Raw genomic sequence first — 12,849 nt, 5'->3', positions numbered from 1 at the left:
ATCCGATGCATTTTGTCCAAAGCAAAATATTACGCTCAGACCAGTTGTTTTTGTGTGGGCTGGCGCAGCGGCTTAGCTGACGAGTTTGTCGCCGCCGCACGGAAGATAAGGGGAAATCCCAACGCACTAAGTTTTTCTTAGTTGGCCGCTAAGGCGAAATAGCGTGGACTTCCTCTGCATTAGAGGCAAAGTTTTTATGTGATTTTTATAAGTCTGTGTGCCGCGGCATCACGGCTACAAAGATTCTAATCAGTGTCATCGGCGCCCTCGCCGCTTCAGCATAATCAGGCGAGATCGGGTGGCAGCTTACCTTGCTGCGGGGAGAAGATTTCTTGGAACAACGCGTTGACGCATCCAGCCCACCAGAGGAGCCGCACGCATCGCTCGGATCCTTGCTCGTGTCCTTTCTCAAACTCGGTGCTTCGTCCTTTGGCGGAGGAATGGCCGCCTGGACGTATCGGGAGATTGTCGAGCGGCGCGGCTGGATGACCGATGAGAATTTCTTGCAGACACAAACCATCGCCCAGATATTGCCGGGTGCCAATCCGGTAAATCTCGCCGTCTATATCGGCCTGAAATTGCGCGGCCTTCCAGGGGCCATCATTGCCACGTTCGCAATGGTGGCGCCGGCATTCACTGTCATCATCCTGCTAAGCACGGTTTACCGGCAATTGAGTGCGTATCCCGAGACGCATTCGGTTCTGCGTGGACTTGCCTGCGTCGGAATCGCATCGACGCTGACGATGGGGATGAAGACGGCGCGGCGCCTGCATGGGCAGACGCTACCCATTATTATTGCACTAGCCGTATTCATCATGGTTGGTGTGTTGCGTTGGCCGCTCGTTCCCGTCGTCTTCGCAAGCATTCCGCCCAGCGTACTGGTATCCTACCTGTTGAGCAKGGACAAAAAGCATGGATGACGACAAGCTCCTCGGCCTCGTCCTATTGTGTGTTCCGCTCTCTCTCGTCTCCTTTGGCGGGGGTCAGACCATCGTTGCCAGCTTGCAGCACCAGACCGTCGATGTGCAGCACCTCCTGACAAGCCGCCAGTTCACCGATCTCTATGCCATCTCGCGCGCGTCGCCCGGTCCAAGCACGCTCATCGTAGCGCTGATCGGCTGGGGAATCAGCGGTTTCTGGGGAGCAGTCATCGCCACGCTGGCGATCTTCATTCCGTCCTCGGCGTTGATCTGCATTTTTGGCAGCTGGTGGCAGCAACATCGCCTTTCCCCCTGGGGACGCGCCGTCGAACGAGGGCTGACACCGATTGCAGTTGGATTGATCGTCGCAGGCGGGCTGGCGGTTTCGCAATCTGCGGGGCTGAGCCTGTTCGAAATCGCTACAACTCTCGCCGCCGCGGCGTTTCTCACACTCACAAGGGTTGGTCCCTATCCGGTGCTTGGCACCGTTGGAGCTCTCTATTTCTGCCTCAGTGCCGCTGGCAAAATCTAGTTCCGCCCTTCTCGGCAATTGACCGGCGCGCAATTCGCGGTATTATGCGTAAAATAGAACGCAGTTCCTCATAGAAGAACATACTATCTTTATTGAAGCTCCGGGAGGAGGCAGAAATGGTCGAACCACTGGTATTACGCATAGCCCTCGGCAAGCACGATCACGTGCGGCCGCTCAAGGATGGCAGCGTAACGTCGCCCCGTCTCAAACTGGAGTTTCAGGAGTTTGATCCCCTGCCGAAGGCATTTCGAACCATGGTCCGGGGCGGGGATCTCGATGTCAGCGAGATGGCCCTGACCACGCATTTGGTTGCCGTCGACTTGGACAAGCCCATAACAGCGCTTCCCATTCCGCTCTGGCGCAGGCTGCATCACGACAATCTGGTTTACGCTGCAGGATCTGACCTCGGCGGTCCCACCGAACTTCAAGACAAGAAGGTTGGTGTGCGCGCCTATACGCAGACCACGGGCGTCTGGATCCGCGGTATTCTCAAATCGGAATATGGCGTGGACCTCAATCGCATCACATGGGTGACCATGGAAGATGCCCATGTTGCCGAATACAAGGATCCGGAAAATGCGGTCCGCAACACCAGCGGAAAGGGTCTGCGCGAACTCCTGCTCTCGGGCGAACTTGCAGCAATCATGGGTGAACGCAATGTCGATCCCGCCGATGTGCGTCCTGTCATACGGGATGCAGAAGATGCAGCACTGAAGTGGTCCGAGAAAACGGGAATATTCCCGGTCAACCACATCGTTTCCGTCAGAAAAGAACTTCTCGAACAGCATCCCTGGCTTGGCGGTGAATTGATGGCGCTCTTTGAAGAGGCGCGGCAGAAATCCGGCGCGAAAGGGACGGCCGCTCTGCCGTACGGACTGGAAGCGACGCGCAAGCCAATGCAGACGCTGCTCGACTACGCCTTCGACCAAAGGCTCAGTTCACGACCCTACGAAGTCGATGAACTTTTCTGGAAAATCTGAATCCAACACAACTTCATTTGACCCAACTTGGACAATTTCCATGATCATCGATATTCACGGCCACTACACCACGGAACCCCAGGCACTGCACCAGTTCCGGGACAAGCAGCTGGCCGGCCTCGCTGATCCCATGCGCCGCCCGACGAGCACGGATCTTGGGATCACCGATGACATGCTGCGCCAGTCCGTCGAGCCGCAACTCAAGTTGCAACGGGAACGCGGCAGCGACCTGACGATCTTTTCGCCGCGCGCCGCGGGCATGGCCCACCATGTGGGAACCGAAGCTGTCAGCATGCAGTGGACGACACTTTCCAATGATTTGATCTACCGGATCTGCCAGCTGCTCCCCGATAATTTTGCTGCTGTCGGTCAATTGCCGCAGCATCCCGGATCTCCTCCCAAGAACTGCATTCCGGAACTGGAGCGTCTCGTTAACGAGCTCGGTTTCATCGGCGTCAATCTCAATCCAGACCCGTCCGGTGGCTACTGGACGGATCCGCCGCTGACGGATCGTCAATGGTATCCGCTCTACGAAAAGCTGTGCGAACTCGACGTGCCCGCGATGATCCACGTAACGTCATCGTGCAACCCGAACTTCCACCACACCGGCGCGCACTACATCAACGGCGATACGACAGCCTTCATGCAGCTCATACAGGGCGATCTTTTCAAAGACTTTCCGACGCTGAAATTCGTCATACCGCATGGAGGCGGCGCAGTACCCTTCCATTGGGGCCGATATCGCGGTCTTGCGCAGGAGATGAAGAAACCGCTTCTGGCCGATCACCTTTTGAAGAACGTCTTCTTCGATACGTGTGTCTACCACTATCCAGGCATCGAACTGATGGCCAAGGTCATCCCGGTCGACAACATATTATTCGCCTCGGAAATGCTGGGCGCGGTTAAAGGCATCGACCCGGAAACCGGCCATTACTATGACGATACGAAGCGCTATATCGATCAGCTTGCGACATTGGACGAGCCAAGCCGCTACAAGATTTTTGAAGGCAATGCGCGGCGGGTCTATCCGCGCCTTGACGCGCAGCTGACGAAACGCGGGCATCCCGCCAAACCGGCAAACTGAGATGAAATCACTGCACTCAGCAGCAGGACAGGTCATCGCCATTCGAGACGATGGCCTGCTTCATCCACGATGGCGGCAAGTCTTCCGGCGTGACCTCGCTGATGGGTTTGAACACCTTGAATGCGTGCCGGCTATCGCTAGCAGTCCAGAATGTCACGATGGTTTCGAGCGGCGGGCATCCGGGCAACCCGCAGACGACCTCGATCACCGAAACTGTCATGTCGTCCGAAAGACTGAAACGTTCCGCCGTCCAGGTCTTTACGCGCCTGATAGCGGCAAGTCGTTCGCGGTCGGGAATAGCGGATTTGAGCATGGTTTCAACCTGAGGTCCGGCGCAAATGCTGCCGGTACCGGACATCTAAATAGGATGACAAACGCGAATTTGTCAAAACTGAACGCAGAACCGCACCACTGACAGAACTTGCATGTTCGCCAGTCAGCGACGAGAACTTCCAGGGAGTTTGAAATGACAGAACAAGTCTTAGCTGCCGTCCGCACCGGGCCAAGCCAGATGGAGATTCGCGAATATCCAATGCCCGATATTCCCGAAGACGCGGCACTTTTGAAGATGGAAGTGGCGGGTATCTGCGGGACCGATGTCAAGCTGTTCAAAACGCCGCCCTCAAATGCCCCGACCATCATGGGCCACGAAAATATCGGTTATATCGCCAAGGCAGGCCGTGAATTCACCCGGCGCAAGGGCTTCAAGGAAGGCGATCTGGTATTCGTCGAGCATTATGTCATGTGCGGCAAATGCAAATGGTGCCATCAGGGTCAATACCGGCATTGCGAAAATACCGATTGGCGCAATAATCCGGACGGTATTCGCTATGGCTATACCAGTGCAGAACGCGCTCCGCATCTCTGGGGAGGCTTTGCGCAATACGTCTATCTGCCGTGGAATGCCGTGGTGCACCGCGTTCCGACTGGCGTGACCCCCGAACTTGCGGGCCTGGTGACGCCCATGGCCAACGGTGTCGAATGGTCGCTTTTCGATTCCAATGTCGGCTACAATTCCACGGTGCTTATCCAGGGGCCTGGTCAGCAAGGGCTTTCGCAGACCGTCATATGCAAACAGGCCGGCGCCTCGTTGATCATCGTCACCGGAACCACCAAGGACGCGGCGCGCCTCGAAGTGGCAAAGTCGCTTGGAGCCGACTACGTCATCGACGTGCAGAAAGAGGACCCGCTTGCCCGCATCATGGAGATTACAGGCGGAAAAGGCGTTGATGTCTCACTGGATTGTACGGCGGGTGCAGGTACGATCCCGATCCTGCTTGGCGTGGAGGCTCTTGTGCGTAAAGCCGGCACCATTCTCGTTCAGGGCGAACTGAAAGAATTTCCGAACTTCCCCCTCGAGAAGATGACCGTCAAGGCGATCACACTCAAGAGCGCTCGGGGCCACAGCTATCAGGCGTGTGAACTTGCACTCGAACAGATCGCCTCCACACGCTTCGACCTTGAAAAAATCACGACCCACCGTTTCGGGTTGAAGGACGCTGCCCTCGCCATCCAGTCCGTCGGCGGACAAGGCGTGCCGGATGTGATCCATGCCTCATTGCTACCCTGGGAATAGTCTCGATATTTCATAAGAATCTGGAAAGGAACACCGCCATGGTACATGGATTTCGAATACTCGAACGGACGCGCAGGGTTGACGAACAAACGGTCAGGCAGTTTCGCGAGCTGCCCGTGGCCAATGTCAGCGATGTCATGTCGCGGCTGACCGCGGGCGGACCGAATCTCCGCCCGTTGCACGCAGGCGGGCCTTTGGCGGGACCGGCTTTCACGGTAAAGACCCGGCCCGGCGACAATCTGATGATCCACAAGGCGTTGTTGATGGCGAAGCCCGGCGACGTGATCGTCGTCGATGCCGGCGGAGAGTTGTCAAATGCGCTTGTCGGCGAGATGATGCTTTCGCACGCCATACAGATCGGCGTTGCCGGCGTTGTGATAAATGGCGCCGTTCGCGACTACAGTTGGATCAAGAACAATAGCTTTCCAGTGTTTGCAGCAGGCATCACGCATCGCGGTCCCTACAAGGACGGTCCGGGCGAAATCAACGCGCCGATCTCGCTCGATGGCATGGTCATCAATCCGGGCGATCTGATCATGGGCGATGATGACGGACTGCTCTGTGTTCCGTACGAACTGACGGGCGAAATCTACCCGCTCGCCAAGGCCAAGCATGAAGCGGAACTAAAAACGGTTGCCAATACGCTTGCGGGCAAGCTTGATCCCAAACTTTGGGTCGACGAAAGCTTGAAGCGGCTCGGTTGCGAAGGAGTTTGAAAATGGCGACGGCCACTATCGACGGAATATCGACGCGCTATGAAATTGTTGGCTCGGGTGAGCCTTTGCTCATGTATTCGCCGGGCGGCTTCGACGCAACGATCGAAAAGTGGTCCACCCAGGGCATCTATGCGCAGATCAAGTTTCTGGATCAGCTTTCCAAAAAATACAGCTGTATTGTCTTTGACCGGCGGGAAACGGGCCAATCGGGCGGGCGCGTCGAGCGGGTTACCTGGGCGCATTATGTCGAACAGGGCAAGGGCTTGCTCGACCATCTCGGCATCGACAAGGCCCATCTGATGGGCGGGTGCATGGGCTGCAGCGCAGTTTCCGCCTTCGGTACGACCTATCCCGAAAAGACGCTAAGTATGATCCTGTTCTGGCCGGTTGGCGGGGCTAGATATCGCATGACCGGTCACCAGCGGTTCGCCGAACACCTCTCTTTCGTCAACCAGAACGGGCTCGCGGCTGTCGTCAGCTTGGCAAAGGAGAGCAACAAGGCTTTCGGCGCAGACCCGCGAGGCGGACCCTGGGTATCGGTTCTGCGCAATTTCCCCGATTTTGCGGACAAGTATGCGCGGCTCAACGTCGACCACTACAAGGCCATCGTAGCCGGGATGGTGCGAACATTGCTCGATCGCGACACGTCGCCCGGTGCCGAGCCTGAAGACCTGCTGTGTCTCGACATTCCGACGCTTATAATTCCCGGTGCCGATGCTTCGCATGCAACCTCGGCTGCTCGCTATCTGCAGGAATGCATTCCGGGATCAGACTATTGGGATATGCCAGTCAAAGAGCAGAGCGCGGCAAACTGCAATGCCAAGGTGCTCGATTTTCTGCAGGCGGTTCCGAGGTAAAATTGATGCCGGTCAGGCGGGCACCTTTGCCGGGTCACCAAAATTCGGCAGAAACGTTTCACCGCGCGTGGCAAGGAACGCCTGAAAAGCAGCCATGACAGGCGTGACCGCCCGGTCGCTGCGGCTGATCGCAAACCACTGGCGGCGAATCGGCAATCCCACGACATCGAGAACGGCGAGTTGGCCCGCCTGAACCTCGGCGGCAACGCTTTGCATCGACAGGAAGGCTATGCCGAGATCCGCCATGACAGCCTGCTTGATAGCCTCGACAGTTTCCATCTCTGTACTCGGACCATCAAGCCGGCCGGGAATATCCTTCAGGAAGCGCTCGAAAAACGTTCTGGCGCCGGAACCCTTCCCCCGGTGCAGGAAATGTTCGTTGGCAATCTCCGCTTTGGTGATGTCGCGCTTGCCTGCCAAGGCGTGACCGGGCGCGCTGACGACGACCAGTGAGTGCTCGCCGAATACGGTGGCACGAACCGATATATCCCGCGGCGGACGGCCGAGCAGCGCGATATCGACGGCGCGATCCTTTAGCCGGGCAATCGTCTCGTCCCGGCGATCGATGATCAGTTCAAGATGTACATCGGGATATTCTTTGGAGAAGGCTGCAAACAATGGCGCCGCAAAATACTTGACCGTGGACACGGCCCCGACCGTGATATGCCCGCGTTTCACGCGGCGGAAGGCGTTGATATCGTCATCAAGTCGCTGCAAACGCTCGTCGATCTCTTTCGCAGCTTCGAGAAAAACTTTTCCGGCTTCCGTCGGAAACATGCCGTGCGGCGTGCGCTCGAAAAGCGTCACACCCGCATCTTCTTCCAGCTGTTTCAGTTGTAATGTGATGGCCGGTGCGGTCAGCCCCAGGGCCTTCGCCGCATCTACAATCTTTCGATGAGTCTCGATCGCCAGCAGCGACTGGAGCTTTCGAAAGGTGACGTTTTTCATTCAGCCACAATAAAAAAACTTAATGGCTGAGTAAAGGGATTTGACCGTCAAGCCTCGAAAATCCGGTACTAAATCAGCTTCTAGCTACGCTTGAAAACATCCTTGAGCGACGCCGGGTCAATACCCAAGGTCCGCAGTGCCGAGGCCGGCGGCGTGCGCCTGTTTTCAATGGCCAATGCACACTCTTTTGCGGCGCTGAGGCAATTCGCTATTTCGGCGATGCTTGAAAGAACGGTGCGGAACCAACTCGTTCCAGCATTGCGGTCTTCGGTAAGTATAGTCACGACACGTCCTTCCTGGCATTGTGCACCGCAATATAAATCAGGTGGACGACGCCGGAAACAACGCTTTGGCAAGGCTGGTATATCGATTTTGCATAGCAGATGAACGGCTGCGATTGCCTATGCGATCACCTTCAATGGTCTGCTTCTATTTGCGGCGGTTGCGAGCGGTCGATCGGGTGCGCGTACGGCCCAATTGTAGCGGCGAGCCTGTCGATCATTCCATCAACAAATGCGATGAATGCAGTGTCGTCGCTCAACCCCTTGTGGGCTGCGTGAGCCAGATAGAGTGTCAACCTTACCGACGGCCGTTCGATACGCCGGGCAATCAATGCTCCCGATTGAATTTCTTCCGACACAATACCGAACGGCATGATGCTTTCTGCAAGACCATGAAGGATCAGCGCCTTGATCGCTTCCATCGATTGGACCTGATAGGTCACGTTTACATCCAGCGACAAGCGGGAGGCCGTCTTATGAATACGGCGCCAGATAATATCCCGGCTGGACACAAGGGCCAGATCGCCTGCAACCGCCTGCTTGAACGATATTCCACCCTCGGCGGGATCTCCTCCCGGCGCCGCAATATGCAGCAAGTCTTCCTTCATCAGGGCAAGACGCCTGAGACCAGGATTCTCCTCGATGTCATAGGCGAGAACGTAGTCGAGTTCGCCGCGCTCCAGCGCGTCGGTCAGGACAAAACTCAACTCCTCCACCACATGCAACGCGATTCCGGGCAGTTGCTGTTTTGCGGCCACCACCAGTTCGGTTCCAATCAGCTTCAGGATGCTTGGCGTAGCACCAAGCCTGATGCGCGCACGCTCGCCCGCCAGTGAAATCAGGTCGCGGCGCGTGTCCTCGATCCGCTGCAGAATTTCATGCGCGCGTTCGTAAAGCAAAAGTCCCGCGGGTGTCGCGCTGACACCCCGCGAATGGCGGTCGAGCAATTGAACATGAAGCGATTCCTCGAGATTGCGTATCTGTATCCCGAGAGCGGTCTGCGCCAGATTCAACTGTTCCGCCGCCTTCGTAATGTTGCCTACGTCAACGACCTTTATGAAGTATATCAGCTGACGAGGTTTCATTGCGGCTTTCAGCGGCTGTCGGTTGCAGCCAAATGATCAATAGAACTGGTCAAAATGCACTTGGGTTGAGTCGACACCAAGATCGACCAGCATTTTCTGTATTGCTTGTCCCATTGCGGGGGGACCTGCAAAATAGATCTCGCACGAAGGAAGCCGTGCGGCGAAAAGACTATGAGCGACTTCATGGACATAGCCTCTGTAACCATCCCAGCCATCATCGGCTTCAGGCATGCCGGAAACGACCGGATGGTAGTGAATATTTGTACCAAATCCCGGTAGCATTTGCAGCATTTCCTTGCCGCAAATATCCTGCGCCGTGCGACCGCCGAAGACGAAGTCTATGCGTCTTCCGGCAAGGCTCGGTGCAACAGCCGCCGCGCGCGTGATCGACACCATCGGTGAAAGCCCCGAACCGCCGGCAATACAAACGATATCCCTCGGCGAGTTCTCGCGAAGATATGCCATGCCATAGGGGCCATCGAGCTCGATACGATCCCCAACGCGCAGTTGCGAGAACAAGTATCCTGTTGCCTCGCCGCCCGGCACACGGCGTATCTGAAAGTGCCATTCCCCGTCATCATTGCTGGTATTCGCCATTGAATAGGCGCGACCACCCGGTATTCCGGGCAGATGCAGCAAGGCATATTGACCTGAAAGGAAACGGCTCGTTGCCTCCGACCGGAAGCGAAACTCCCGGATGTCATGCGTGATGTCAGACGTTGCAACCAAGGTCGCAGCCTGGCGTTGCGGCCTGAAAAGGCTCTCATACTGCGGCATCAGCCGCAGCTTGACGGCGCAATCGGACAAGGGGCTGGCCTGGCAGCCCAGTCGGCGGCCGCGCGCGCGATCCCGTTCGCKCAAGCCCGGCGGATCCGCACGCAATTCTTCGATTTCACCTTCAAGGAGATCGAAGCGGCAATTACCGCATGACCCGACATTGCACTCATATGGAAAACCCAGGCCTGCCCGGAGTGCCGATCGCATGATCGTGTCGCCTTCGTCGCACTCCCAGCGGAGGTCGCTTCCATTCAGCGTGATGACTGCCATGCGTGGGCTTCCCATTTCTGCCTATCGATGCCTTGCCGAGTAWCCGAGACGCGCCGATATCGCTGCAACGGTTTCCAAAAGTGGTGGTGCAAACCCTTCGAGCGCCTCGATCGACAATCTCTGCAAGGGTCCGCCAATCCCGACAGCAGCGACGACCACACCATTTGAATCCCGGACCGGTGCAGCGATGACCCGGATCCCCGGTTCGCTTTCCTCGTCTTCAATGGCATAACCGCGCTCACGGACTTCGGCGAATATCTTCCGTATCTGCTTGGGATCGACCGGCGTACGCGGCGTACGGCGGGCGAGCGGTCCTGCCAGAACGTGTTCGATCGTCTCTTCCGGGGCGAATGCAAAGATAGCGCGACCGACTGCCGTGCAATGTGCGGGGCGGCGGACGCCGAGATCCGATTTTATCGACAATGCCTGCGGGCTTTCCAGATCATAGACATGCATGATTTCAATGTCTGTCGGGATGCCCAGGATAATGGTTTCGCCGGTGTGTTTGCGCAGGTCGAAAAGAAACGGGCGCGCTTCATTGGAAACATTCATACGCCGGCGTACAAGTGTCCCAAGACCGAACAACCCCACCCCGAGTTTATAGCGCTCAGTTTCCGGGTTTTGCTCCAGCAACCCTTCCGAAACCAATGTCACGGCAAGGCGATGAACCGTGCTCTTTGCCACCTTCAGCTTCAATGCCAATGCGCTGACGCCGATCTCCACCTCATCTTCTGAAAAGGCTTTCAGCAACCGTATTGCCGTCGTGACGGACGACAGCCGATTGCGCTTGGACGATGGCGTTTTCTTTGAACTGGACGTGTCTTTGGAAGGTGGGTTCATGGGTTCAGCATTCCGTTTGATCGCGTGGACAACAGTGCCGTTCATAACACAGCCCTCGCAATTTCCCAGACCACCCATTCGATAGCCATTCCGAGACCAGAATTCCTTTGGAACCCACCACCCCCGGTCATGCTAGTGCCAATATCTCCGTCCCTTGGCAGCAGCATCTCAAACTCGCAACGCGCTCAGCATTTCGCTGACATATTCAGCGCCCGTCGAAACAACGAGCATTGCCGCGAAGGGACGCATCGTGGTCAATGTCCGCTTCAACTGTTCGGAAGGAACGCTGGCCGAATTGAGGACCAGACCTGTGGTCATCTTGTTGCGCACGAAACAGGCGTTGCCGATTACCTCGGCGGCTTCAGCCGATGCTCCGGCGGATGTGACCATGACGATAACATCCGCGTCGGCAATTTCGTCGACGAGATTGGTCCGCTTTCCATCAATATCCTCGAGTATTGCATCGACCGACAACATTTTCAGCGAGTTCGTAGCGCCCTTTGGTTCGATATATCGCAGAAAGTGGGCACCATCCGAAGCTTGATCCACCAACGACTTCAGAGCCGCGACGCTGTCAGAATCGAGAGCAATGATGCGCGACTTCCTCGGCCTGGAATTGGGGTAACCAATTCTGAACCGGGCTTCCTCTGCCGTGGTAGCGCGCGCACTTTCACTGAGACCAAGCTGCATATCGTTCTCCTTTGGAACGGACCGTCACCGTGGCTCAGACAGAGGCCGGCGCTTTCCCCTCAATCACTGTCAACGCTTCGGCGGCTGCATCGATGTAAGACTGATCGACAGGCAACACGACAGCCGCCGACCGCACGCGGTGGTGGGCAGGATCGACACCCGGAGGGGTAATACCTTTGTCCTTGAATGCCCGGACAGCCTTCAGCAAACGGTGACGCGCCATGATGATCCCGTTATCCGTCGATACCAGGTTTTCCTTTGTCCGGTCGACGATGGGTCCCATGCTTTCCTGCAATGAGGCATCCTGCATGGCGATGCCTTCGACGCCGGAATAGGTTACGCCAAGACGCTGGGCTTCGCGATCCATGAGATAATCATTGTCCTTGTTGGCGGCGGGACGGAAGGTTCCAGGAACGTATGTGACATGAATGCCCTTGCCGTCGAGCATTGCCTGGCGCTCTTCGGGCGTCAGAGCCCGGACTGGGTGGTAGTCGAAGCTCCACGCCCAGCAATTCTCGTCGTCGATCGGGATCCAGAAATGGCCATGGACAGGATGGTTGCCGCGCGGCGGCACCATGGTGAACGACGGCATGACCCACGGCGTTACACGCCAGTAATAGTGGCCTTCCTCGGCATTCCTGCGGGCGCCGATGAATAGTCCGCCTTCATTGTCCGTGACTTCGAAAAATGGCTTGGAGTCGGCCATGTTGTACTTATTGCCGCGGGCACCCTTGAACAGCGGGTCGCTGTTCAGACTTCCGCTATGAAGGAAGGAAACATGGCTCGAATCGATGCCGCCTTCCATGGCCTGCAACCAGTTCGACTCCTGCCAGCGCTTCGATGTGAACGTCTGCTCGGGTGGCACAAGCGCAAATTCCCATTCCGGATGCGGCGGCTCTTTGTCGGCCGGCCCCATATAGGTCCAGAGAATATCGCCGATCTTGATGAGTGGGTAAGACTTCAGCTTGATCTTGTTGCAGAAGCCGCTTTCCTTGGGTTCCGACGGAACCTCGATACACTGACCCGTGTGGTCGTACTTCCAGCCATGATAGGGGCAGCGCAATCCGCCCTTCTCGTTGCGGCCAAACCACAATGAAACACCCCGGTGGGCACAAAACTCGTCGATCAGTCCATAGCGGCCTTCGCTATCCCGGAACGCCAGCAAACGTTCGCTGAGCAGTTTTATGCGAACCGGCGGACAATCATTGGCCGGCAGTTCTTCCGCAAGCAGCGCCGGTATCCAGTAGCAGCGAAACATGTCGCCCATGGGTGTGGCCGGGCCAGTCTGCGTCA

15 protein-coding genes are annotated in these 12,849 nt (G+C 56.8%); 7 read left to right on the top strand and 8 right to left on the bottom strand.

Annotation, left to right across the window (positions count from 1 at the left end):
• The first annotated feature begins 332 nt into the window (after window positions 1-332).
• From ACXJ5O_RS08590 to ACXJ5O_RS08575, 4 genes are all read left to right on the top strand, one after another.
• Window positions 333-920, top strand: a complete 588-nt coding sequence (locus ACXJ5O_RS08590; RefSeq protein ID WP_457299520.1) for a chromate transporter — start codon at window positions 333-335, stop codon at window positions 918-920.
• The gene (locus ACXJ5O_RS08585) at window positions 913-1,452 is read left to right on the top strand and encodes a chromate transporter (RefSeq protein ID WP_183663047.1); all 540 of its coding nucleotides are present in this window, start codon (window positions 913-915) and stop codon (window positions 1,450-1,452) included. Before ACXJ5O_RS08590 ends, ACXJ5O_RS08585 begins: the two co-directional genes overlap by 8 nt.
• 116 nt (window positions 1,453-1,568) lie before the next feature.
• A complete protein-coding gene (locus ACXJ5O_RS08580; protein WP_457299519.1) occupies window positions 1,569-2,432 on the top strand; it encodes a hypothetical protein in 864 nt (287 codons plus the stop codon).
• Between the two features lie 40 nt (window positions 2,433-2,472).
• Entirely contained in the window at window positions 2,473-3,516 is a 1,044-nt protein-coding gene (locus ACXJ5O_RS08575; RefSeq protein ID WP_457299518.1) for an amidohydrolase family protein, read from the top strand.
• A 16-nt stretch (window positions 3,517-3,532) separates the two neighbouring features.
• Here ACXJ5O_RS08575 and ACXJ5O_RS08570 read toward each other — a convergent pair whose 3' ends face one another.
• Window positions 3,533-3,829 (bottom strand): hypothetical protein, encoded by a 297-nt coding sequence (locus tag ACXJ5O_RS08570; RefSeq protein ID WP_457299517.1) that lies wholly within the window; start codon window positions 3,827-3,829, stop codon window positions 3,533-3,535.
• Between the two features lie 153 nt (window positions 3,830-3,982).
• Here ACXJ5O_RS08570 and ACXJ5O_RS08565 point away from each other — a divergent pair, with 153 nt between their 5' ends.
• The 3 genes from ACXJ5O_RS08565 to ACXJ5O_RS08555 are packed head-to-tail and all read left to right on the top strand — an operon-like array spanning window position 3,983 to window position 6,665.
• Complete coding sequence (locus tag ACXJ5O_RS08565; protein ID WP_457299516.1) at window positions 3,983-5,092, top strand: zinc-dependent alcohol dehydrogenase; 1,110 nt, start codon at window positions 3,983-3,985, stop codon at window positions 5,090-5,092.
• A gap of 38 nt (window positions 5,093-5,130) precedes the next feature.
• A complete protein-coding gene (locus tag ACXJ5O_RS08560) occupies window positions 5,131-5,808 on the top strand; it encodes an RraA family protein (protein WP_457299515.1) in 678 nt (225 codons plus the stop codon).
• A gap of 2 nt (window positions 5,809-5,810) precedes the next feature.
• Window positions 5,811-6,665 carry an alpha/beta fold hydrolase gene (locus ACXJ5O_RS08555; protein ID WP_457299514.1) on the top strand — a complete coding sequence of 285 codons (855 nt, stop codon included), beginning with the start codon at window positions 5,811-5,813 and terminating at the stop codon, window positions 6,663-6,665.
• 12 nt (window positions 6,666-6,677) lie between these two features.
• Here the strand turns inward: ACXJ5O_RS08555 and ACXJ5O_RS08550 are convergent, their stop codons facing one another.
• From ACXJ5O_RS08550 to ACXJ5O_RS08520, 7 genes are all read right to left on the bottom strand, one after another.
• The gene (locus ACXJ5O_RS08550) at window positions 6,678-7,613 is read right to left on the bottom strand and encodes a LysR family transcriptional regulator (protein WP_457299513.1); all 936 of its coding nucleotides are present in this window, start codon (window positions 7,611-7,613) and stop codon (window positions 6,678-6,680) included.
• An 80-nt stretch (window positions 7,614-7,693) separates the two neighbouring features.
• Window positions 7,694-7,897, bottom strand: a complete 204-nt coding sequence (locus ACXJ5O_RS08545) for a hypothetical protein (protein WP_112531450.1) — start codon at window positions 7,895-7,897, stop codon at window positions 7,694-7,696.
• Window positions 7,898-8,028: 131 nt separating this feature from the next.
• Window positions 8,029-8,979, bottom strand: coding sequence for a LysR family transcriptional regulator (locus ACXJ5O_RS08540; protein ID WP_112531449.1), 951 nt, complete (start codon window positions 8,977-8,979; stop codon window positions 8,029-8,031).
• Window positions 8,980-9,015: 36 nt separating this feature from the next.
• The gene (locus ACXJ5O_RS08535; RefSeq protein WP_457299512.1) at window positions 9,016-10,026 is read right to left on the bottom strand and encodes an FAD-binding oxidoreductase; all 1,011 of its coding nucleotides are present in this window, start codon (window positions 10,024-10,026) and stop codon (window positions 9,016-9,018) included.
• Window positions 10,027-10,047: 21 nt separating this feature from the next.
• On the bottom strand, window positions 10,048-10,866 hold the full coding sequence (locus ACXJ5O_RS08530; protein WP_224506490.1) for an IclR family transcriptional regulator: 819 nt from the start codon (window positions 10,864-10,866) through the stop codon (window positions 10,048-10,050).
• A 168-nt stretch (window positions 10,867-11,034) separates the two neighbouring features.
• Window positions 11,035-11,556, bottom strand: a complete 522-nt coding sequence (locus ACXJ5O_RS08525) for a 3-methyl-2-oxobutanoate hydroxymethyltransferase (protein WP_112531447.1) — start codon at window positions 11,554-11,556, stop codon at window positions 11,035-11,037.
• A 34-nt stretch (window positions 11,557-11,590) separates the two neighbouring features.
• Window positions 11,591-12,849, bottom strand: a 1,259-nt coding sequence (locus tag ACXJ5O_RS08520) for an aromatic ring-hydroxylating dioxygenase subunit alpha (protein WP_457299511.1), incomplete at its 5' end; no start/stop codon positions are given.

The organism is Phyllobacterium sp. P5_D12, assembly GCF_054049495.1.
Note: the sequence above shows the minus strand (reverse complement) of the source record. Positions and strands in the feature narration are given on the sequence as shown.